This window comes from Burkholderia puraquae (genome assembly GCF_002099195.1).
Classification (GTDB): domain Bacteria; phylum Pseudomonadota; class Gammaproteobacteria; order Burkholderiales; family Burkholderiaceae; genus Burkholderia; species Burkholderia puraquae.
In genome coordinates, this window is sequence record NZ_NBYX01000033.1 from 40,828 (window position 1) to 62,459 (window position 21,632).

At 67.7% G+C, this 21,632-nt stretch carries 18 protein-coding genes and 1 pseudogene; 14 read left to right on the top strand and 5 right to left on the bottom strand.

What is annotated here, in order from left to right; translation table 11 throughout:
* The first annotated feature begins 58 nt into the window (after nt 1–58).
* The 3 genes from sctC (at nt 59) to B7G54_RS35215 (ending at nt 3,576) form a co-directional block, all read left to right on the top strand.
* Nucleotides 59–1,879, top strand: a complete 1,821-nt coding sequence (sctC, locus tag B7G54_RS35205; protein ID WP_085043295.1) for a type III secretion system outer membrane ring subunit SctC — start codon at nt 59–61, stop codon at nt 1,877–1,879.
* Between the two features lie 765 nt (nt 1,880–2,644).
* Nucleotides 2,645–3,100, top strand: a complete 456-nt coding sequence (gene parS, locus B7G54_RS35210; RefSeq protein ID WP_085043296.1) for a type II RES/Xre toxin-antitoxin system antitoxin — start codon at nt 2,645–2,647, stop codon at nt 3,098–3,100.
* Nucleotides 3,097–3,576: an RES family NAD+ phosphorylase gene (locus B7G54_RS35215; protein ID WP_085043297.1), complete on the top strand. Its 480-nt coding sequence runs from the start codon at nt 3,097–3,099 to the stop codon at nt 3,574–3,576. Before parS ends, B7G54_RS35215 begins: the two co-directional genes overlap by 4 nt.
* Before the next feature lie 36 nt (nt 3,577–3,612).
* On the opposite strand, the gene B7G54_RS35220 is transcribed toward B7G54_RS35215, so the two are convergent.
* From B7G54_RS35220 to B7G54_RS35235, 4 genes are read right to left on the bottom strand one after another with little or no spacing between them, the layout of a single operon-like run.
* The gene (locus tag B7G54_RS35220; RefSeq protein ID WP_085043298.1) at nt 3,613–4,551 is read right to left on the bottom strand and encodes a site-specific integrase; all 939 of its coding nucleotides are present in this window, start codon (nt 4,549–4,551) and stop codon (nt 3,613–3,615) included.
* 40 nt (nt 4,552–4,591) lie between these two features.
* Complete coding sequence (locus B7G54_RS35225) at nt 4,592–4,873, bottom strand: hypothetical protein (protein ID WP_085043299.1); 282 nt, start codon at nt 4,871–4,873, stop codon at nt 4,592–4,594.
* A gap of 25 nt (nt 4,874–4,898) precedes the next feature.
* Nucleotides 4,899–6,260 (bottom strand): uracil-xanthine permease family protein, encoded by a 1,362-nt coding sequence (locus tag B7G54_RS35230; RefSeq protein ID WP_085043300.1) that lies wholly within the window; start codon nt 6,258–6,260, stop codon nt 4,899–4,901.
* Nucleotides 6,261–6,318: 58 nt separating this feature from the next.
* Nucleotides 6,319–7,443 (bottom strand): aryl-sulfate sulfotransferase, encoded by a 1,125-nt coding sequence (locus B7G54_RS35235; protein WP_085043301.1) that lies wholly within the window; start codon nt 7,441–7,443, stop codon nt 6,319–6,321.
* 102 nt (nt 7,444–7,545) lie between these two features.
* Between B7G54_RS35235 and B7G54_RS35240 the strand changes: the two genes are divergently transcribed.
* The 11 genes and pseudogenes from B7G54_RS35240 (at nt 7,546) to B7G54_RS35290 (ending at nt 20,663) form a co-directional block, all read left to right on the top strand.
* Nucleotides 7,546–8,502 carry a LysR family transcriptional regulator gene (locus B7G54_RS35240; protein ID WP_085043302.1) on the top strand — a complete coding sequence of 319 codons (957 nt, stop codon included), beginning with the start codon at nt 7,546–7,548 and terminating at the stop codon, nt 8,500–8,502.
* A gap of 239 nt (nt 8,503–8,741) precedes the next feature.
* Nucleotides 8,742–10,727, top strand: a complete 1,986-nt coding sequence (locus B7G54_RS35245; protein ID WP_085043303.1) for a gamma-glutamyltransferase family protein — start codon at nt 8,742–8,744, stop codon at nt 10,725–10,727.
* A gap of 79 nt (nt 10,728–10,806) precedes the next feature.
* Entirely contained in the window at nt 10,807–11,175 is a 369-nt protein-coding gene (locus tag B7G54_RS35250; RefSeq protein ID WP_085043304.1) for a hypothetical protein, read from the top strand.
* A 309-nt stretch (nt 11,176–11,484) separates the two neighbouring features.
* A complete protein-coding gene (locus B7G54_RS35255; protein WP_085043305.1) occupies nt 11,485–12,027 on the top strand; it encodes a hypothetical protein in 543 nt (180 codons plus the stop codon).
* 375 nt (nt 12,028–12,402) lie between these two features.
* Complete coding sequence (locus B7G54_RS35260) at nt 12,403–13,173, top strand: hypothetical protein (protein WP_085043306.1); 771 nt, start codon at nt 12,403–12,405, stop codon at nt 13,171–13,173.
* A gap of 124 nt (nt 13,174–13,297) precedes the next feature.
* Entirely contained in the window at nt 13,298–13,909 is a 612-nt protein-coding gene (locus B7G54_RS35265) for a hypothetical protein (protein ID WP_133059257.1), read from the top strand.
* Nucleotides 13,910–13,987: 78 nt separating this feature from the next.
* Nucleotides 13,988–14,530 (top strand): CbrC family protein, encoded by a 543-nt coding sequence (locus B7G54_RS35270; RefSeq protein ID WP_085043308.1) that lies wholly within the window; start codon nt 13,988–13,990, stop codon nt 14,528–14,530.
* Nucleotides 14,531–14,594: 64 nt separating this feature from the next.
* A complete protein-coding gene (locus B7G54_RS35275; RefSeq protein WP_085043309.1) occupies nt 14,595–15,845 on the top strand; it encodes a metallophosphoesterase family protein in 1,251 nt (416 codons plus the stop codon).
* A 3-nt stretch (nt 15,846–15,848) separates the two neighbouring features.
* Nucleotides 15,849–19,319: an ATP-binding protein gene (locus tag B7G54_RS35280; RefSeq protein ID WP_085043310.1), complete on the top strand. Its 3,471-nt coding sequence runs from the start codon at nt 15,849–15,851 to the stop codon at nt 19,317–19,319.
* Between the two features lie 121 nt (nt 19,320–19,440).
* Nucleotides 19,441–19,965, top strand: coding sequence for an HD domain-containing protein (locus tag B7G54_RS35285; RefSeq protein WP_021161966.1), 525 nt, complete (start codon nt 19,441–19,443; stop codon nt 19,963–19,965).
* 9 nt (nt 19,966–19,974) lie between these two features.
* A pseudogene (locus B7G54_RS35290) lies at nt 19,975–20,663 on the top strand (DUF429 domain-containing protein).
* Nucleotides 20,664–20,832: 169 nt separating this feature from the next.
* On the opposite strand, the gene B7G54_RS35295 reads toward B7G54_RS35290, so the two are convergent.
* On the bottom strand, nt 20,833–21,270 hold the full coding sequence (locus tag B7G54_RS35295; RefSeq protein ID WP_165765654.1) for an ATPase: 438 nt from the start codon (nt 21,268–21,270) through the stop codon (nt 20,833–20,835).
* Between the last annotated feature and the right edge of the window lie 362 nt (nt 21,271–21,632).

The window sequence follows — 21,632 nt, forward strand, 5'->3', positions numbered from 1 at the left end:
CCCATTCGCGGCGCGCGCCTGTCCGACCGACGGCCGCGCGTCCTCACCGGACGGACCCATGAAGGCCAAGATTTCCATTTTTCTGTCCCTGATGTGCTCGCTTGCGAGCCTTTCCGTCGATGCCGCGCCGATCCGCTGGCGCAGCACCGAAATCCAGTACGCGGCGGAAGGCAAGGACGTGAAGGACGTCCTGCGCGACCTCTCCGCGAGCCAGAACATCGCGGCGAACGTCGCGCCCGGCGTGAGCGGCGCCGTCAGCGGCAAGATGAAGATGTCGCCGCAGCGCTTCCTCGACACGCTCTCCGCGTCGTTCGGATTCGTCTGGTACTACGACGGCACCGTGCTGTACGTGACGCCCGCGAGCGACATGAAGAGCACGCTCGTCAAGCTCGATCACGCGAACATGGGCGACCTGCGGGACCTGCTCGAGCAGATGAAGGTCGCCGATCCGCGCTATCCGGTCACCTACAACGCGCAGCAGCGCACCGCGCTCGTCGCGGGGCCGCCGCGCTATGTCGAGCTCGTGACGAGCGTCGCCGCGCGGCTCGACGAGAATTCCGCGCGCACGGGCGGCACGACGATCCGCGTGTTCTCGCTGAAGCACGCGTGGGCCGCCGACCGCGACGTCAACGTCGACGGCACGACGGTGACGATGCCGGGCGTCGCGTCGCTGCTGAACCGGATGTATCACCCGGGCGACGGCAAGCGCGCGTCGCAGACGACCGTCGGCAGGCCGATCAGCCGCGCCGCACCGATGACGGATCTCGGCGGCGGGCGCGGCGGCGTGCCGCAATTGCCGCCGCTGCCGCCGTACATGCAGGGCGCGCAGTCGGGCGATGGCGCGGGCATGCCGGCCGGCGGCCTCGGCGGTCAGGGCGGCGATCCGCGTCCGAGCGGCATGGTTGCCGCCGCGATCGCCAATCCGGGCGCGGCGCGCGTGTCGGGCGCCGGCTGGCCCGACGCGAGCGGCGGTGCGAACGGCGTACCGGTGGGCGCGAGCGATTCGACCGACCTGCCGGTGATCCAGGCCGATCCGCGCACGAACTCGATTCTCGTGCGCGACGTGCCGGAACACATGACGCAGTATCCGGACCTGATCGCGCTCCTCGACGTCAAGCCGCGTTTGATCGAGATCGAGGCGCGCATCATCCAGATCGACGAAGGCGCGCTCAAGCAGCTCGGCGTCGACTGGCGCGCGCACAACAGCCATATCGATCTGCAGACGGGCACGGGGCTCACGTCGCAGAACTCGTATGCGAACGGTTCGCTGAATCCGACATTCGGTTCGATCACGCTGCCAGGCAACGATTCGGTTGGCCTGCCGGCGAGCCCGCTCGGTTTGTCGCTGACGGCCGTGCTCGGCGACGCGGGCCGCTATCTGCTCGCGCGCATCAACGCGCTCGAATCGTCGAACCAGGCGCGCACCGACGCGAGCCCGAAAGTCACGACGCTCGACAACGTCGAAGCGGTGATGGACAACAAGAAGCAGTTCTTCGTGCGCGTCGCGGGCTACACGTCGGCCGACCTGTACAGCATCTCAACGGGCGTGTCGCTGCGCGTGCTGCCGATGGTCGTCGAGGAGGGCGGGCGCACGCAGATCAAGCTCGACGTGCGGATCGTCGACGGCGAGCTGTCGCGGCAAACGGTCGACAACATTCCGGTGATCGAATCGAACGAGATCAACACGCAGGCGTTCATCGAGCAGGGGCAGGCGTTGCTGATCGCCGGCTACAAGGTGGATGCGCGCTCGAGCACGCAATCGGGCATACCGCTGCTGTCGAAGCTGCCGCTCGTCGGCGCGCTGTTCCGCGCGACCGACAGACAGGACGGACATAGTGAGCGGCTCTTTCTCGTGACGCCGCGTGTGATCGAGCCTTGAACGGGCGGCGGCCGGGTGTGAGGCCGGCCGGAGTTCGTGGAGGCCAACGGGTTAAGCAGCGATCTGATTCAGATAGAGGCGCTGCGCGAACGCGACAGGCGATTGGTAGGCCCTCACGCCTTTCTAATGTCGGCCGTCCATCAAATAGAAGTCGCTCTGAAGTCACTTGTGGACCAAAAATTGCGGGAAACGTCTGCCAATATTCAAAAAAGGCCGGTGCAAGAGAGGGGGCACGGCGAGCCGAGTGCTTCCTAGTGAGAGGAATGGGCGCGGTACCTTGCGAGCACGCGCGAGGTTCGTCCGGCCCAATCTCCACATAAATAGGGTCTGATTCAGGTGGGCGATTCCGAGTGCGGCCAAGAAGACCATTCTGGATGACCATCGCGGGACACGAAGATTTCTGTAATGGTGCCGGCGAACGGAGTCACGCGAAATCGTGCTGAAATCGGCGCAGCCGGTCGATTTTGCTATTTCGCGAATCATCGCGTGACTACGGAGACAGTTCGGACCCACTTTTCCGTCGGAGTGTTCCAGTAAAAAAGTTGTTACGTGACAACCGTACGACGCTCTTCTGGACTTTATATACTGAACGATTGCTTCCCATCACCCGGGCGAATCTTCGATTCGCGACCACAGCAACGTGCCTGCAGACGGGCGGGTCACGACCGCACCCGCCGTCGCAGGCACCCTGACGGCCCGCCATCCACCTCCCACACGTTCCCGGCAAAACGCCTATAATGATTGGGCAAATTGCCGGGAGAGGTCATGAGCACCATTGCTTTTCATCCTTCGGGCGTCGCGCATCCGCGCCAGGCCGAATTCACGATTCTCGAGCAGCTGCTGGCGGTCCGCGTCCGATCGGGGGCCGATCTTGCCGAGCTGGCGAGCGCACGCGTCGACGTCTCGGTGATCGACCGGCTGTCCGAGCGCGGGCTGAAATCGGACGAACTGGCCTTCATCATTCCGCGCCGCACGCTGAGCCATCGTCGCCAGGCGCACGAACGCCTGTCGCCGGAGGAATCCGACAAGGCGATCCGTCTCGCGCGCATCGTCGCGCAGGCGACGGCTACGTTCGGCGACCAGGACAAGGCGATGGCGTGGCTGCGCAACGGGCTCCAGCGCTTCGGCGGCCGCACGTCGCTCGACATGGCGAGCACCGAGCACGGCGCGCGGCTCGTCGAGGAAGTCCTCACGCAGATCGACGAGGGGTACTTCGCTTGACGACGCTGTGGCGGATCAGCAATTTCGCCGACCTGAAAGGCATCGGCGGGTTGCGCGCCGGCGGGCGCTGGCATTTTGCCGGGCAGCCCGTCGTGTATCTCGCCGAGCATCCGGCGCTCGCGCTGCTCGAGACGCTCGTTCATTTCGAAATCGCCACGGTCGCGCAATTGCCGAGCGGATATCAGTTGCTGCGCATCGAAGTGGCCGATTCGGTCGATATTGCCGAAATCGTCGAGGGCGACGCGCCGGACGACTGGCGAACCAACGTCGACTGGACCCGCAGCGCCGGCACCGAGTGGTTGCACACACAGCCGAGCGCGCTGCTGCGCGTGCCGAGCGTCGTCGTGCCGCACGCGCACAACTTCCTGCTGAATCCGCTGCATCCGGCCGCTTCCGAGGCCCGTATCGCGGAAGTCATGCAATCGCCGTACGACACCCGGATTCTGCGGCTGATCCAGTCGGAGCCGGGCGAATAGGGAGCCGGACAGCACGGGCTTGCGCCGGGGGCGGGATCAGCGCTCGTGTGCGGCGCGATCAGCGGCCGCATCGGGCGGCAGCGTCTGCCGGATGCGCGTGACCGTGCGCGTGCTGACGAGACCGAGCATCGCACTGACGTCGGCATGCGCGTGGCCGGCAAGTAGCTGGCGGCGCGCATACGTATTGCGCAGCACGCGCGGGCTCATGTCCGCCGCGTGGAAGCCGATCGCGGTCAGCGCGTCGCGCACCACGAGCAGCAGGAACATGTCGTTCATCGCGCCACCGCCCCGCGGCGCGGGAAACAGCAACACGAATGCCGGCGCGTCTGCCGAGCGCGCGCGCCATGCGGCGAGCGGCGCCAGCGCAAATTCGGCGAGCGCGATCCGGCGCGCCGGCCGTGCCCGATCGCGCGGCACGGATAGCGCAGGCGGCCGCGCGTCGAGATCGGGCGCGTCGTGTGTCGTCGCGCGTATCTCGGCCGACGTGATGCCGCTTGCGAGCAGCAGCGCGACGATCGCGCGATTCCGGCAGTCGGCCGGCGTGTCGCCCGGTCGCGGCTGCACGTGGCGCTGCAGCGCGGCGTCGGCATCGGGCGGCAGGTAGCACGGTTCGGGCTCGCCGTCCGGCCAGGCGAGATCGCACATCGTCCGGCCCGCAGGATGGATCGTGCGCACGCCGGCTTCGACCAGATGCCGGCCCAGCCGGTCGATCAGCTTCGCGTAGCGCACGCGGGTCGACGTGCCGGGCGCGCAGGTGCGCTCGAGTTCCGCCAGGAAGGCCGCGACGTGGTCAGGGCCGAACGTGGCCAGCGACGCGCGGTGTGCGATCAGATGGCGCAGGAACCGTTCGAACATCGCGACGTGCTGCACGACCGATCGCGGCGCGAACGGCTGGCGATCGGCGCCGGTCGCGGCAGTTTTCTGCCACTCGTGGAAGGCGCCGGCGGGGTCGTGAATCCAGCGATTCGTGTCCATGCACGATTTATAGCCGGAATGCGGAGGCTCCCGCAATCGTTCAGATGGCCAGCGGGCTGACTGGCCCGACCCAACCGGTGCGTCGGTGCGCGGCATGCGTGTCGTCGATGCCGGCGTTGCGCATCGTCAGGTAAGCGGGCAGCCGCGCGATGACGAAACGAAACGCGTCCGGCACACCATTGCGTTGCATCGACATCGGCACTTCGAGCCATCCGTGATTGACCGACATGAGCCCGACCCGCTGCGTGAGGAAGCCGAGCGTCAAGCCGGAGATCACGACCGAACCGGGTGCGCACGGCTCGATGTCGCTGGCACGCGGCAACGCGCAACGTTGCCGGCCGTCGCCATCACGCGTCGCGCGAAGGCGAAGAAGCTGCAACCCCGGTCGTGCTCATCTGCCCGCTCAACCGTGCAAATGCAGCGAACGCCAGCTGCGTCGCGATGGCTGCGAGCGTGCCGGCCGCCATGCCGTTGCCGAGCACGATCTGCACCGGCGCACCGAAATGACGATACAGGTTCGGCACCAGGATCGGTGCAAGGCCGACGACGAGCGCGGCCGCGAGCGTGTACTGGCTGGCGCGCGCGTGCAGGTCGACGCTGGCAAGCAGCCGGATGCCCATCACGCCGATCATCGCGAACACGACCAGCGCGGTGCCGCCGACCACGGCGGCCGGAATCGCATACGCGAGCCGCGCGAGCGGCGCGAACAACGCGATGACGATCAGGATCGTACCGGCAGCAGCCGTCACGTAGCGCGAGCGCACCCCGGTCGTCTGCACGACACCGATATTCTCGGCGCTGGTCACGATCAGCGGCGTGCCGAACAGTGCGCCGGCCAGCGACGCCAGCGCATCGCCGCGTATCGTCTTCGGCACGTCGCGTGACAGCGAGATCGGCTTGCCGCACGTTTCGCCGACGGCGACCGTCTGCGCGGTGGCCTCGGCCATCGAGATCGCGGTGAAGATCAGCAGCGGCAGCGCGGCCAGTACGTCGAAGCGCGGCATCCCGAACGGCAGCCATACCGGATGCGTGAACAGCGGGCCGCGCCACACGTCGGCAAGCGCCGGCATCGCATCGAGCGCCCAGCCGAGCGTCGCGCCGGCCATCAGGCCGATCAGCACCGCGAGGCGCCCGAGCGTGCCGCGGAACGCACCCGCCACGACGACCGTGGCGACGATCGTCGCCAGCGCGAGACCGAGTGCGCGCGGCTGTGCGAAGTCGGCCGAACCGGGCTGGCCGACGACGATCGTCGCGTAGATCCGGATCAGGTTGACCGACACGAGCAGCAGCATCGCGCCGACGACGATGCGCGGAAAGAGCCGCAGGCAGCGCGTGAAGACGGGCAGCAACACCCAGTAGAACGCGCTGGCGAGCAGCGCCGCGCCGGCTGCGGTCGGCAGGCCTGATTGCGCGGCGATGCCGGCGAACAGCATCGTCGGTGCGCCGCCGGGCACCATCACGAACGGCATGCGCGCGCCGATCGGGCCAGCTCCGAGTGATTGCACCAGCGTGCCGATCCCGCACGCGAAGAATGTCGCGCCGATCAGCTGGACCGTCAGGTCCGCCGGCAGCGCGAGCACTTTTGCGATCAGGAACACGGCCGTGATCGGGGACGCGGCCATCGACAACACGTGCTGCAGCCCGAACAGCACGAGCTGCCATGAAGGCAGCCGTGCGTCGACGGGCGTTGAGATCGGATCGTGCGACACGGCGGGCCCCTTCGAAGCGAACGGCGACGAGCGCCGGAAACCGGCGGTGAACGGAACGTCAGGCCCGCAGCCAGGGCAGTTGCGCGGCGCTGTAGCGGAACGTCTTGAACACGCTGTTGAGCAGCCCGGGGCCGGTCTTGCGCGCGGCTTCGTCCGGGTATTCGGCGAACCACGGAATCACGTATTCCCAGACGACCTCGCCGGCGGGCGTCACTTCGAACAGCCGGCCCGTCGACGATTCGGTGATGTGCGTGTTGCCGTTCGGCAAGCGCTGCGCGTTGCCCATGAACGGCGTGTAGAACAGGTTCACGACGTCGTCCGCATACGACCACACGACGCGCTGCGTCGCAGGATCGATCTCGACGACGCGCGAGAACGCGACGTGTGCGCCGTGGCGGAAATTGCCGTTGTCGAATGCGAGGATGTTGCCGTTTGCGAGCGGCACCGGCGCATGCTGGTGCGAGACGACGTCGGGCCCGATCCGCAGGTCGACGTGGCCGGTTTCGCGGTTCACGCCGATGATGCCCGACGTCGTACGCAGGCTCATCAGCACGCGGCCGTTCGCGTCGACCGCGAGGCCGTTGACGAGCGGCCAGTGATAGCGCCCGAAGCCGGCCGCGATCGGGAAATCCTCGGGCCGCAGATGGTCGCGCGCATGCCATTCCCAGACGATCTGCCCGGCCCGGTTCACTTCGCGGATCACGTCCGCAACCATCATCTCGTCGTCGCCGTGCGGCGTCCCGCCCGGCACGCGCTGCGCGAACGCGGCATCGACCGGTTCGCATGCGGCATAGAGCAGGTTGCCGTTCGGCAGCCACTGCGCATCGTGGTGGTGCGCGGGATCCTCGTAGCGCCACACGGTTTCGCCTTGCGGCGTGACTTCGTAGAAGTCGCCGCCGTGCCACATCGACCACGGTGCATAGCGCGATTCGGATTGCGGATGATTGCCGTTGTAGCCGAGGTTGCCGTTCGCGAGGATGACCGCATGGCGGCCGGGGCGCACGGGCATCTTCCACTGATGGGCGACTTCGCCGTCGATGCCGACGAGATAGACGTTGCCGTCGGCTGTCTGCGGCGCGATGAGCGTATAGCCGCCCGCGGACAGTGCCGGATCGTGGGCGATGAGGCCGACGCCACGGCGGCGCTGGGTAATCTGGTCGACGGTTGTCACTGCGGTCTCCATTCGAATCGGGCACGGGGATGCAGCGGAATCTAGACGATCCGGATGGTCAGTAAAATCGGATTATTCTTGACGGCCTGTTCGGAAAAATCTAACGGACCTTTCATGCGTTCGATTTCGCAGACATTCCGCTGTTTCGACGAAGTCGCGAGACGCGGCTCGATTCGCAAGGCAGCCGACGCGCTGCACCTGACCGCTGCGGCGGTGCACCAGCAGATCCGCAATCTCGAGGAGCAGGTCGGCGTGCCGCTGTTCGACCGGCTGCCGCGCGGCATGCAGTTGACGCTGGCCGGCGAGATCGTGATCGCGGCCGTGCGGCGCGGCCAGCGCGACTTCGACAACGCGCTCACGCAGGTCGAGGACCTGCGCGCGCTGCGGCGCGGGCACGTGAACCTGGCGGTGCCCGCCTCGACCGCGGAAAAGCTCGTGCCCGACGCGATCCTCGCCGCGATGCAGCGCTATCCGGGCGTCACGTACAGCGTGCGGTCGGGAAACGGCGAGAGCATCGTGCGCTGGGTCGAGACGGGCGAGGCCGACATCGGCTATGCGCTGCGCCGGCGCACGTCGGCGGCCATCGTCGAGGTGCGCGCGTTCGCTCAGCCGCTGGGTGTTGTCACGGCGCCGGGCCATCCGCTCGCGGCGTCCGGCGGCAAGGTGCGGATGCGCGACTGCTTCGCGCATCCGCTGATCCTGATGACACCCGACACGGAACTGCGGGCGATGTTCGACCAGATCGATGCGCGGCAGCCGCGCAACGTGCGGCCGCTGGTCGAGACGGGCTCGGTGGCGATGGTGCGGCGCCTTGCGGCCGAAGGCGCGGGCGTCGGCTTCCTGATCGCCGAGAACGTCGCGGACGACGTGGCCGCCGGCCGGCTCGCGTGGACGCCGCTTGCCGATGCGGGCGCGCGCTCGTTCAGCTGCATCTACCAGCGGGCGGACATGAGCGCGACCGTCGCGATGACGATGTTCCTCGAATTCTTCTCCGAGGCGATCGAAGCGATGGAGAGCGATTTCGCGCGCGACGGCCGGGCCGCCGGCAAGCGCCGTCGGGCAGCAAGGTAACGGCGGCGCGACGTAACGACATCGGCCGCGCGAGCACATCGCACTCCGATGCAGTGCAACATGCAGGCCCGCATGCGAGATCGGTGACGGTACGCCCGCAACGATCGGTCGCATTACGTCACTTCCTTGTTGCGGAAAAAATTTTGTTCATGGGACTATCGAACGCGTTGCCGGCGCACCGAGGGGGTCGCAGGCAGTGTGATGTCCATCGCAACGACCTACAAGAACCTCGGCAGACAATGAACAGAACAGCGATTTTTCCGTATGCGTCCGCGTTGCTCGCGGCCGCCCTGTTGGCGGCATGCGGCGGCGACGTCGAGAACGACGCGAGCCGCACGCCGACACCTTCAACCGATGCGAGCTGCCTCGCGGTCGACAACAGCGGTGCGACGGTCGTGGTGGGCTCGAACCAGCCGGGCGACCCGTCGCTGCCGGAAGCGTCGTCGGGCTATCGCACCGGGATGAAGCCGGTCTATGCGAAGACCTACCTGGTGGCCACGTCGAACGCGTACGCGAGCGCGGCCGGTTGCGCGGTGCTGAAGAAAGGCGGCACCGCCGCCGACGCGGCGGTTGCCGTGCAGGCCGTGCTCGGCCTGACCGTGCCCGAAGCGACGGGCCTCGGGTCGGGCGGCGTGCTGCTCTACTACGATGCACGCGGCAAGACGCTGCAGGCGTACGACGGCCGGGAAACCGCGCCGGCCGCCGCGACGGAGAACTACCTGCGCTACGTCGACGACGCGACCAACCAGTCCGCGCCGTTGCCGAACGCACGTGCGAGCGGCCGCTCGATCGGCACGATCGGCGTGCCGCGGCTCATCGAGGCGCTGCAGCAGGATCACGGCCGGCTGCCGTGGCAGAACCTGTTCGGCGATGCGATCACGCTCGCGACCAACGGCTTCCCGATCGGTGGCCGGCTTGCCGACGCGATCGCGGCGAACGCCGCGAACCTGAAGCGCGACCCTGAGGCCGCCGCGTATTTCCTGAACGCCGACGGTTCGCCGAAGACGCTCGGCACCGTCCTGAAGAATCCCGCGTACGCACACACGCTGACGCTGATGGCGCAGTCGGGCGCGAACGCGCTGTACACGGGGCAGATCGCGCAGGACATCGTCGCGAAGATCGCGACGACGAAGGGCGCGGACGGCTCGACGCTCACGCCGGGCAAGACGACCGTCGCGGATCTGGCCGCGTACCAGGCGAAGCGCCGCGAACCCGTGTGCACGACCTATCGCAGCTACTGGGTATGCGGGATGCCGCCGCCGTCGTCGGGCGGCATCGCGGTCGCGTCGGCGCTCGGCATTCTCGAGAATTACGACCTGAAGTCGCTGAAGCCGACGGCGATCGATCTCGAAGGCGGCAAGCCGACCGTCGCGGGCGTGCACCTCATCACCGAGGCCGAACGGCTTGCGTATGCCGACCGCGACAAGTACGTGGCCGATACGGATTTCGTGCCGCTGCCGGGCGGTACGTGGAACACGCTGCTGAACAAGCCGTACCTGAAATCGCGCGCGGCGCTGATCGACCCGACCAAGAGCATGGGCACCGCACAGCCCGGTAATCTCGGCGCGGTGCCGCTTGGCGTCGATACGACGTTGATCGAGCACGGCACGAACCAGTTCACGATCGTCGACGGCGACGGCAACGTGCTGAGCGCGACGACGACGGTCGAGTCGAGCATGGGCTCGTTCCACATGACCAACGGCTTCCTGCTGAACAACCAGTTGACCGATTTTTCCGCGAACCCGGTCGACAGCGCGGGCAATCCGGTGGCCAACCGCCTGCAGCCAGGCAAGCGGCCGCGCAGCTCGATGGCGCCGACGATCGTGTTCGGGCAGGCCGCGGACGGTTCGCGCGGCGATTTCGTGATGGCGACCGGTTCGCCGGGTGGCGGCACGATTCCGCAATACGTGGTCAAGACGCTCGTCGGCGCGCTCGACTGGGGCCTCGATGCGCAACAGTCCGCGGGGCTCGTCGACTTCGGCGCGAGCAACAGCCCGACGACCACGATCGGCGGCGAGCATCCGAACGTCAACACGGCGAACAACGGGGCAAACGATCCGCTGATCTCCGGGCTGCTCGCGCTCGGGCACAAGGTGTCGACGTCCGCGCAGGCGAGCGGCGTCAACACGGTGATGCGCGTGACGGTCGGCCAGTCGCCCGCGTTGCAGGGCGGCACCGATCCGCGCCGCGAAGGCGTCGTGCTCGGCGATACGTTCCGGCCGTAACCGGGCGGAACGCACGCGGCCCCGATCTGCCAGTATTTACCCACGGGCGGTCGGGGCGGTGCATCGTGAAGCAATTGCAATGACGAACGCGCATCTGCCTGAAATGGACGCAATCCTGTCGTTGCCGGGCTTTTTCGCTTTCCTTGGAGACCTGGATTGCGACCGCGCGCAGGACAGTCTCGACGCGGAGCCGTTCGATGCGCAGTGGATGGCGTCGTTCGACGAAATCGACGGCGATCCGGGCACCGCGGTCGACCGGCCGGCCATGGATGCACCGAGGGAAAAGGCGTTCAAGCTCGCGTTCGGCGCATCGGGGAACGCCGGCTTGGCAGCGTGCGTGTCTGACGACATCGAACTGATGGCGAGGAGCCGGTTGTCGGGCCGCACCGACGACCGGCCGACACACGTCCTTTGGAATGCTTATGGAAACGGCCGGCTTCCCTGCTAGCCGTTTCGCCTGCCGGGTTCCCGATCCGTGGCGATCGGCCGTGCCGCCGTCGCGGAATGCTCCGCGCGGCACGCCACCAGGCTCACTCCGTCCGTCGGCACATACCGTCCCGATCCCGCTGCACGCTCCCGATTGTCAAACAGTGTGAGTCAATCGTCAGCATTTGCAACGGAAGTAACAGTCCCCGCAAATCGACCGTTTTGCCCGTCGGCGCCGCTACATTAGCTCCACCTGCCGCACGTCGCGGCAAGGCATGCGACAGCCGCACGAACGCGGCCCGCAGCAACAACGTCTTTGGGGAGAATGACCATGAACAAGATTCGTACGATTCTGGTGGGTGCTGCACTGACGGCGATGGCGACTTCGGCTGCGTTCGCACAGACGGCCCAGACCGGTGCCGAGGGTTCCGCAGGTGTCGGCGCGCAGGTTCAGACGCCGCTGCTCGGCGGCGGCGTGGGCGTGCAGGCCGGCGCCGGCGCGAATGCGGCAGGCTCGGGTTCGGGTGCGGGCAACGTCGTCGGCGGCGCGCTGAACGGTGTCGGCAAGACGGTCGGCGGCGTGGGCTCGGCGGCCGGCAACGCGGTCGGCGGTGCGACGCATGCGGTCGGTTCGGCAGCCGGCACGGCGAAGGACGCGGCCGCATCGGCCGTCCACTCGACGAAATCGCACGTGAAGCACGTCGCGGGCACGGCAAAGAGCCACGCACAGGGCGCGGTGTCGACGGCAGGCGACGTCGCAGGCGGCGCAAAGGCGAAGGCTGGTGAGGCGCTCGAAGGCGCGACGAACTCGGTGCAGGGCGGCGCATCGGTCGGCGTGAAGGGTTCGGCGTCGGCGCAAGGCGGCGCGCTGTAAGCGTCACGCTTCCCGTCACGGCCCGGCCCGCTTCGATGCGGGCCGGGCTTTTTTTTATCGGCGCGCGGCGCGTCGTTCATCCCGTCCCGGATACAGGGATGCGTCGGTGTTCGTCACCGATCCAGCGACGCGACACGCACAGGCGCGTTGCCTGATGTCCACCGGCACGGGCCCGCAACGGGCAGCGTGCGCGCCCCCTGCCCATTGCCCGCCTGCCATGCTTAAATAGCGGGGCTCCCGGTTGCCGAGCCGCCGCGATTGCGGCGCCGGCCGATACGGGCCAGCATGTCCGATCGACATCGTGACGACAGACGACACCAAAACGCCGTTCCGGCCGGCCCGGCGCGGCCCGATAACATTCCGAGGCCTCACGTCATGACCATCCTGTTCCGTCTTCTCGCGCTCGCCTGCGCGCTCTGGCTGGCCGCCTGTGCAGCGCCGCCCCCGCCGTCCGCCAGCACCGCCGCGTCCGCCGCCGCGCCGGACGCCAGCGAGCGCCGCGGGCTTGGCACCGCATGGGGCGAGTCGGTGCGATCCGAAACCCGCCAGGTCGATTTCGAACGCGCGGATCCGGCGAAGCCGACGGATCTCGCGTCGGTCTACTACAACGATGCGTTGCCCGGGCACCCGCCCGTGTCCCAGGTTCGCCGGTTGCCGACCCGCGTCGCGCTCGCCAACGGCGACATCGCGCTGTCGTTCACGGACGAAAAGGGCGTGCCGCTGCGTCTCGCGCGCAGCGACGGCCGCTGGCACATGGCGGGCGTCGAAGGTTCGCGCTACATGATCGTGCTGCGCAACCAGGGGCGCCGCACGTTCGAGGTCGTGTCGAGTGTCGACGGGCTCGACGTGCTGTCGGGGCGGCCGGGCAGCTATACGAACGGCGGCTACGTGCTGTACCCGGGCCGCACGCTGACGATCGAGGGCTTCCGCAAGAGCCGCGACGAAGTCGCCGCGTTCCGCTTCGCGGCGGTACCCGACAGCTATGTCGCGAACTCGAAGTACGGCGATGCCGCGAACGTGGGCGTGATCGGCGTCGCGCTGTTCGTGCAGAAGGGGAACGACGAGGAAGCGCTGCGCCGCAACGCGAATCCGTTCCCCGGCAATGACAATGGCTACGCACCGCCGCCGGTACCGCGCGGCGAGTGACGGCACGTCGTGGATCGGCCGCATGCGTCGCAGCGAACCATGCACGCGGGGCGATCCTGAATCAGCGCTGCCCGAACGGCATGCCTGTGTATACGATGAACTTCACGACCCTCCTGCGCGATTCATGCGGATACGGACCAACCCGACGAAATCATCGATTGCGTTGAAGCTCGCGGCGCTGGCGCTGCTGGCGTCGAATGCCGCGGTTGTCTTCGCTGAAACGCCGACGCCCGAATCAGTGCGGCTCGCCAACGGCCACGAGATCGAATGGGCGAGCCCGAGGTTGTTCGAGGTCGATGCCGCCCGCCACAGGAAATCGGCAGTGAACGTGCCGGCTGCACTGCGCCGTGCATTGGCCGATGCTTCGAGCGTCGCGTTTCCGTCGAACCGTTCGAAGCAGATCGACGGCAACGACTATCTGCTGGTCGTCGTCAACCGCGCGTCGAACAGCCGTCCAACCGGATATTGCGGCGCGGGCGAAGAGGGCACGCTGTACGTACTGGAACTGCACGGCACCCGCGCGGTGCCGCGTTTCATGCTGCCGGTTCAAAGCTGCGTCGACTCCGTCTCGCTCGAAACCGATGGCGGAGCGCAATCGCCTTACCTGGCGATCGCGTGGTGCGACGACCCGGCCGGCATCGACATTCGATGGGAATATCTCGCACGCGGCGGTGCAACGCATCGCGTCTATCGTTTCGTGAACGGCACGTTTGTCGAGGCCGAGGTTCCGCAGTAACACGGTCACGCCGCGGTACGATGGCTGTTCGAAATCGCATCGCGTGCGTCCCCACCATCCGGATCGACGGAGAGCCTCATGTCGTTACCCGCTTTCAGGTACCATCCCGACCCGCTGGCGACGGGCAGCGTGATCCGCTCGGACGCGCGCTGTGTGTGTTGCGGCGATGCACGCGGTTACGTGTACGCCGGCCCCGTGTATGCGCTCGACGAGTATGAGCAATGCATCTGCCCGTGGTGCATCGCCGGCGGCTCGGCGCACGCGCGGCTCGATGCAGTCTTTACCGATACGTACGGCATCGGCGGCTGCGAATGGGACGAAGTGCCCGACGCGGTCGCCGACGAAATCGCCTGCCGCACGCCGGGCTTTCGGGGTTGGCAACAGGAACGGTGGTGGACGCATTGCGGCGATGGCGCGCAGTTCATCGGCCGTGCGGGTGCCGGTGAACTGATCGCGCTCGGCCCGCAGGCCGTCGCGTCGATTCGGGAATCGACCGGACTCGACGAGGGCGGTGAGTGGGAGCATTTCTTCGCCGCGCTCGACAAGGACAGCTCGCCGACAGCGTATATGTTTCGCTGCATCCATTGCGGCGAACTCGGCGGCTACCAGGATTGCGACTGATGGCCTGGCTGGCGGCATCGCGCGGCGATCGCCGGCCCCATCGTCATGAAACAGAGGAATCTTCGTGAAGTTCATCCACGCGGCAGACATACACCTTGACAGCCCGTTGCACGGCCTGAGCGCGTATCCCGACGCGCCGGCCGCGCAGTTGCGCAACGCGTCGCGCGAGGCGCTGCGGCAGCTCGTGGATCGTGCGATCGAAGAGGAAGTCGCGTTCCTCGTGATCGCCGGCGACCTGTACGACGGCGACTGGAAGGACCACAACACGGGCATCTTCTTCGGCCAGCAGATGGGGCGCCTGCGCAAGGCCGGCATCCGCGCGTTCGTCCTGGGCGGCAACCACGATGCCGAAAGCGAGATGACGAAGAAGCTGACGCTGCCCGACAACGTCACCGTGTTCGGCCACCGCAAGCCGGAAACCCATACGCTGCAGGAATTCGGCGTCGCGCTGCACGGGCAGAGCTTCAAGGACAAGGCCGTCGTCGACAATCTCGCGATCGGCTATCCGGACCCGGTGCCTGGCTACTACAACATCGGCGTGCTGCACACGGCGCTCGAAGGCTATGCGGCGCACGCGAACTATGCGCCGTGCACGCTGGCCGAACTGCACGCGAAAGGCTACGACTACTGGGCGCTGGGCCACGTGCACGAATTCCAGCAATGGTCGGGGCCGTCCACGGTAGTGTTTCCCGGCAACCTGCAGGGGCGCCATATCCGCGAGACGGGGCGCCGCGGCGCGGTGCTCGTGACGGTCGAGCAAGGCCGCACGCAGGTCGAGCGGCTGTATCTCGACGTGCTGCGCTGGGAAGCCGTGCCGGTCGACGCGTCCGATTGCCTTACCGTCGCCGACCTGTCGAGAAAGATCGGCCAGTCGCTGGAAGCGCTGCTGACTGTCGACAGTCATGTGCCGCGCGCGGTGCGCGTGACGGTCACGGGGCGCACGCCCGCGCATGGTCTCTTTTTCGGCCGCGCGCCGCAGTTGCGCGCGGAGGTGCTGAACCAGATCGGCATCATCGGCAACGAACGGCTGTGGCTCGAGAAGGTGCGGCTTGCGACGTCCGCGGCCGATCATCAGCCGGGCGAAAGCGAGCAGCTCGAAGCGCTGGAGGACCTGAAGCAGATCCTGGCCGATGCCGCGCGCGATCCGGATTTCCTCGAACTGCTCGAACGCGACCTGAAGCCGTTCGTCGGCAAGGTGCGCAGCGACGTGAAGGAAGAGGTGCCGTTGTTGACGATGGCGCGCGCGGGCGAGCTCACGGCACTCGTCGAGCAGGTCGGGCCCGCGTTGCTTGCGCGGCTGGCGAGGGGGGAGTAAGTGATGCGGATCAACCAGCTCGATCTAATCAAGTACGGCAAGTTCACCGACGAGACGCTGCGTTTCCCGTCGGCCCGCGAGGATTTCCATGTGATCGTGGGGCCGAACGAGGCCGGCAAGTCGACGATCCGCACCGCCGTGTCGGAACTGCTGTTCGGGATGAAGCTGCAGACGCCGCTCGATTTCCTGCACAGCACGCCCGAACTGCGGATCGGCGGCGTGCTCGAGAGCGGCACGGGCGAACTCGCGTTCCACCGCGCGCGCGGGCGCAGCCCGCTGCGCACGCCCGCCGACGACAAGCTGCCCGACGACTATCTGGCTGCCGTCCTCGACGGCGCCACGCGCGAATTCTTCGAGCAGATGTTCGGGCTCGATCACGGGCGCCTGGTCGACGGCGGCCGGAGCATTCTCGACGCATCCGACAAGCTCGGCCAGGTGCTGTTCGAATCGGCCGCCGGTGTCGGCAGTCTCGGGCCGGTGCGTGAGGAGCTCGATGCGCGTGCGGTCGAGCTCTGGGCGCCGCGTCGCAGCGGCAGCGCGTTTGCGCTCGCCGAAACGTCGTTCAACGAAGCCGTGACCGAATTGAAGACGGTCCAGGTGCGCACGCGCGACTGGGTCGAACGCAAGGACGCGCGCGAAGCAGTCGAACAGCAGATCGAGCAGGCGCGTGCGGAACAGCGCCGGCTCGAAGCGCTGCGCTCGAAGCTCGAACGCGTGCGACGGCTGGCGCCGTACCTGAAGGAGCTGACGGTCAAGGACGCAGCGCTGGCGGAACTGGGCGCGGTCGTCGAGTTGCCGCCTACCGCGTATGCGGACCTGCTGAAGGCGCAGGGCGATCTCGCGGCCGAACAGAAGGTGCTCGAGGAGCGACGTGCCGACCTGCTCGCGAAACGGCAGGCGCGCGAAGCGATCGACGCCGATGCCGACACGCTGGCGCTCGAAGCCGACATCGAAGCGCTCGATCGGCTGCGCGGCGCGTGCATGAATCACGCGCAGGATCTGCTGCTGCTCGGCGCGGACGTCGAGCGGCACCTGTCCGCCGCGTTTCAAGCGGCCGCCCAGCTCGACTGGCCGACGGACGAAGCGTCGCTGCGCGCGTCGCTGCCGACGGCGCTGTCGCTGAAGACCGTCGCGAACCTGCTGCGCGAACACGGTGCGTTGCACCAGGCGCTGGCCGGCGCGCGCGAATCGCTCGACGAACGCACGCGCGAGCTTGCGCAGGTGCAGGAACAACAGGCGCGCCTGTCGACCGTCGACGTGCCGGAAGCGTTGCGCGCGGCGCTGGCCGACGCGCAGGGCTTTCGCAATAGCGGCCCGCGCGAGCAGGCGCTGGAACATGAAATCGCTGCCGCCGAACGCACACTGTCCGATGCACTCGATGCGCTCGGCCAGTGGCGCATGCCGGTCGATACGCTGCGGGCGCTCGACGTGCCGTCGGCGGCGCGGCTCGGTGCGCTGCTGAAGGAAGACAGCGAACGCGCGAGCGCGGCCGCTGCTGCACGCGACGCGCGGGACGGGGCGCTCGAAGAGCTCGAGCGGCTCGAACTGCGGGAGAAGCACTTCGCGGAGAACCACAAGGTCGTCACGACCGCCGACGTGCTGGCGGCGCGTGCGCGGCGCGACGGCGCGTGGGGCGATATCCGCAACGGCACGGTCGATCTCGCAACGGGCGCACCGGCGGTCGACGACGCGATTCGCCTGGCGGACGAACTCGTCGATGCGCAGCTCGGCGCGACGCAGGCGGCGGCGACGTTGCAGTCGCTGCGTCAGCAGGTCGAATCCGCGCGTGCCGGCGTGTCGCGCAGGCAGGCCGCGCTGGACGAGCGCGAGCGTGAGCTCGCCGCGCATCGCGACGCATGGGCCGCGCTCGCGACGACGGCCGCGGTGCCCGGCATGCCGCTGGCGGCGATGGGCGACTGGCTTGCGAAGCGCGACACGGTGTTCGCCGCGCAGGCCGATCTGGACCGGCAGCGGCGCGAATTCGACACGATTCGCGCCGCGCGGGCCGGTGCCGAAACCGCGTTGCGCGCGGCGCTGCGTACCGTGTCGAGAGGCGGCGAGTCGGACGGCCTGGCGGCGCTCGTCGCGATCGCCGAAACCTTCGTACAGTCGGCCGAGAAAGCGCGCGCGCAGCAGGACAGCCTCGAGGATCGCGCGCGGGAAGCCGAACGCGGATGTGCGACGGCGCAGTCGCGCGCCGGCCACGCGCAGACGGCCTACGATGCATGGCACGCGCAATGGCGCGACGCGCTGGCCGACGCGAAGCTGTCCGCGAGCGCCGCGACGCTGGCCGCGGCGGAAGGTGCGCTCGGGCTCGCCAATGCGGTGACGGCCGAACTGGCCGATGCCGACGCGCCGCGCAACCGGATCGCCGCGATCCGCGCGGAGCTGGCCGCGCTCGAGGCTGGCGCACGGCGGCTTGCCGCGGCGCTCGCGCCGGAATGGCTGACGAGCAGCGACTGGCCGGACGTCGCACGCCGGCTGACGATGCGCCTCGCGGCCGCCAGGGAAGTCGCGCGTGCGATCGGTCGTGCAGACGAGGCCGTGCGGCAGGCCGACGGCAAGGTCGCGGACGCCGCCGCCGCGGTGGCCGGTGCCGATGCGCGCATCCAGCCGCTGCTGCAACTGGCCGGTGTAGCGTCGATCGACGCCGCGCTGCCCCTGGCGGAACGTTCGGATCGCCAGCGCCAGCTGCGGCAGGCGGTCGATGCCGCGCACGAGGCACTGGTGCGCGATGGCGACGGCCTGCCCCGGTCCGCGGTAGAAGCGGAAGTGGCGGAGCAGGAAATCGCCGACGTACCGGCGCACCTTGAAGCAGTGAAGCAGTCGCTCGGCGATGTCGGCAAGCGGCTGAACGCGCTTTCACAGCAGCAGGTCGTGGCCGATCAGGCATTCGGCGCGATCGACGGCCAGGCGAACGCGGCCGTCGCCGAGTCGAAACGCCAGGAAGCGCTGGCGGCGATGGGCGATGCAGCCGAACAGTATCTGGAGGCGGCCACCGCGAGCCGGTTGCTGAAGTGGGCGACGGATCGCTATCGCGACCAGAAGCAGGGGCCGATGCTCAGGCGCGCGGGCGAGATCTTCGCTGGGCTCACGCTGGGCGAATTCGCACGGCTGACCGTCGACACCGAACGGACGCCGCCTGCACTGTATGCACGGCGGACGAAGGGCGCGTCGGTCGAGGTCGCCGGGTTGAGCGAAGGGACGCGTGACCAGTTGTTCCTCGCGCTGCGGATCGCGGCGCTGGAACTGCAGCTCGGCAGCCGGACCGCGCTGCCGTTCGTGGCCGACGACCTGTTCATCAACTTCGACGATGCGCGCGCGAAGGCCGGCCTCGATGCGCTGCGCGATCTGTCGACGCGAACCCAGGTGCTGTTCCTGACGCACCACGACCACCTGCTCCCGCTCGTGAGGGACGTGTTCGGCGCGCGGGTCAACGTGGTCGAGCTGCAGCGCGCGCCGGTGGACGCGTGATGCGGGGCGCGCGAGGATGCCGGCGCACGGGCAGCGTCGTCGCGTACAGGTAGTATGAGCGGTTCCGAAATGCGCGCGGCCGGTTCTGCCGGTCGCGGGTCTGGCCACACGAGGGGTGAATATGAAAAAGCTGGTAGCCGCCATCGCGTTTGCGGCGGACAAGCATCGCAATCAGCGGCGCAAGGATGAAGAAGCGTCGCCGTACATCAATCATCCGATCGCGCTCGCCGACGTGCTGGCCAACGAGGCCGGCGTCGAGGACGAGCGCGTGATCGTCGCGGCCGTGCTGCACGACACGGTCGAGGATACCGAGACGACCGAGCAGGAATTGCTGCGGTTGTTCGGCAAGGACGTGGCGGACATCGTGATGGAAGTCACCGACGACAAGTCGTTGCCGAAGGAGGAGCGCAAGCGCCTGCAGGTCGAGCATGCGGCGACCATCAGCCGGCGCGCGAAGCTCGTGAAGCTCGCCGACAAGATCTGCAACCTGCGCGACATCGCGCGGCACCCGCCCGCGGACTGGCCGCTCGAGCGCAAGCAGGCGTACTTCGACTGGGCGAAGTCGGTCGTCGATCCGATGCGCGGCGTGCATCCTGGTCTCGAGGCGATCTTCGACGCCGCCTACGACGCACGGCCGGCGGACTGAGGCACCCGCATGCGATCGGCCCGATCCGTCGGATCCGCCGCGCGGCAATCGCCAGCCGTGGCAGGTGTGGATGTGGGCGGCGAAAAGAAGCAATGCGATCTCGTGATCCTGCGCGGACCAACGGTCGTCTGCCGCGAGGAGCGGATCGCGCCCGAGGCGGTGCCTGCGCTGTGTCTCGCCCATGACGTCGTGGCCGTCGGTGTCGACGCACCGAGCCTGTGGTGGACGGGAAGCGGGCGCCGGGCGGCCGAACAGGCGCTCGCGCGCGAACGGATCTCGTGCTTTCCGACGCCGTCGCGGGAGCAGGCGGTCGCGAGCGCGTCAGGCTTCTTCGACTGGATGTTCATGGGAGAGCGTGTCTATCGCGCGCTCGCGGATGTTTATCCGCTGCTGAGCGGCGCGCACTATGCGGGCGGACGCGCGAGCTTTGAGACCTATCCGTATGCGATCACCTGCGCGATGCTGGGCAGGCCGTTGCATCGGCGAAGCAGAAACGCAACCAGCGCCGGCAATTGCTGGAGCGACTGGGGATCGACGTGTCGACACTGAAGTCCGTCGATGCGCGAGACGCGACCCTGTGCGCGTTGACGGCGCAATACGTCATCGACGGGAATGCGCACGCGTATGGCGATACGGAGGGCGGATATATCCGTGTGCCGATCGTGAGCGAAGCGATCGTTCTCGACACACTGTCGTAGCGTCATGCGGCCCGTGCGAGGGGCGTGGCGAAAAGGTGAGCTTTTGCGGGAGGGGCGTGGCCTGCGCGGCGACGAAGGCGTCAGGCTGTGATTACCGGCCGGCAAGTATCGGAATGGCTGGCGCACGCGGCATGACGCCGGTGCGCTACACGATCCCGAGCGGCGTTGCTCAATCCTCGAGGATGGCTTTCGGTACGCTGGACAGATCGCAGGCTTGCGCCTGTTCGAAGTAGCCTTCGGCATCGTCGATCATCACGACCGCGACGTCGATCAGCTCGTCGAGCCGTTGCAGCAGCGATTCACGCCACTCGATGTCTTCGTCGCGCTCGGGCGTCTTGTCCAGTTGCTCGATGATCGAGTCGGCCGTCTGCAGGAAGGGAATCGCCTGCTGATAGTTTTCGATCGAGACCAGCGCCGCGTTGCGTGCGCCGACGAGTCGCTCGCGGTGCTCGTCCGCCAGTTCGGATTCGCCGCTGATTCGCGGCAATACATCCGAAATGCGTTGCAGAAGCGGCGGAGCCTGTTCTTCCAGGATGATGGCGCGCTCGCGCAGCGCTGCATATTCGTCGCGAAGGTCGGCGTCGCCGGGTTGAGTGGTGCTGTCCATCGTGGATATGAGTGCGTGGTTCGGTCGCGGCATGATACTCGACCGCACCAGATTCCTTGTCCGTTCCGCGACCTCATATATAGGGGGCGAGAGGCATACGTCACATCAATAGTGGGTGGCTCGCGTTGCGTTACGCGGCCCGCCGAGCCCCAAGCCCCCGTGCGCGTCAGCGCACGGGGGCTTTTTCAAAATATTTTCACAAAGGGGCTTGCGCGGACGGGGGCGGGTGCTTAGAATCACGCCTCTTTCGCGCTAACGGAAACGCAGCGCGGAAGAGGGAAGCAGGGTCGGTGGTGTGCTGCAGTCTGGGGCGCGCAGCTGGCCTGGAAGATGAGCCCCGCAGTCGCAACGATGTAGTGTAG

Bases quoted from the DNA above. Each gene is read 5' to 3' on its own strand.
- B7G54_RS35220 (WP_085043298.1), bottom strand. From the start codon at position 4,551: ATGGACACGAATCGCTGGATTCACGACCCCGCCGGCGCCTTCCACGAG.
- sctC (WP_085043295.1), top strand. From the start codon at position 59: ATGAAGGCCAAGATTTCCATTTTTCTGTCCCTGATGTGCTCGCTTGCG.
- B7G54_RS35270 (WP_085043308.1), top strand. From the start codon at position 13,988: ATGTCGTTACCCGCTTTCAGGTACCATCCCGACCCGCTGGCGACGGGC.
- B7G54_RS35255 (WP_085043305.1), top strand. From the start codon at position 11,485: ATGAACAAGATTCGTACGATTCTGGTGGGTGCTGCACTGACGGCGATG.
- B7G54_RS35295 (WP_165765654.1), bottom strand. From the start codon at position 21,270: ATGGACAGCACCACTCAACCCGGCGACGCCGACCTTCGCGACGAATAT.
- B7G54_RS35245 (WP_085043303.1), top strand. From the start codon at position 8,742: ATGAACAGAACAGCGATTTTTCCGTATGCGTCCGCGTTGCTCGCGGCC.
- B7G54_RS35260 (WP_085043306.1), top strand. From the start codon at position 12,403: ATGACCATCCTGTTCCGTCTTCTCGCGCTCGCCTGCGCGCTCTGGCTG.
- B7G54_RS35265 (WP_133059257.1), top strand. From the start codon at position 13,298: ATGCGGATACGGACCAACCCGACGAAATCATCGATTGCGTTGAAGCTC.
- parS (WP_085043296.1), top strand. From the start codon at position 2,645: ATGAGCACCATTGCTTTTCATCCTTCGGGCGTCGCGCATCCGCGCCAG.
- B7G54_RS35280 (WP_085043310.1), top strand. From the start codon at position 15,849: ATGCGGATCAACCAGCTCGATCTAATCAAGTACGGCAAGTTCACCGAC.
- B7G54_RS35235 (WP_085043301.1), bottom strand. From the start codon at position 7,443: ATGGAGACCGCAGTGACAACCGTCGACCAGATTACCCAGCGCCGCCGT.
- B7G54_RS35285 (WP_021161966.1), top strand. From the start codon at position 19,441: ATGAAAAAGCTGGTAGCCGCCATCGCGTTTGCGGCGGACAAGCATCGC.
- B7G54_RS35240 (WP_085043302.1), top strand. From the start codon at position 7,546: ATGCGTTCGATTTCGCAGACATTCCGCTGTTTCGACGAAGTCGCGAGA.
- B7G54_RS35250 (WP_085043304.1), top strand. From the start codon at position 10,807: ATGACGAACGCGCATCTGCCTGAAATGGACGCAATCCTGTCGTTGCCG.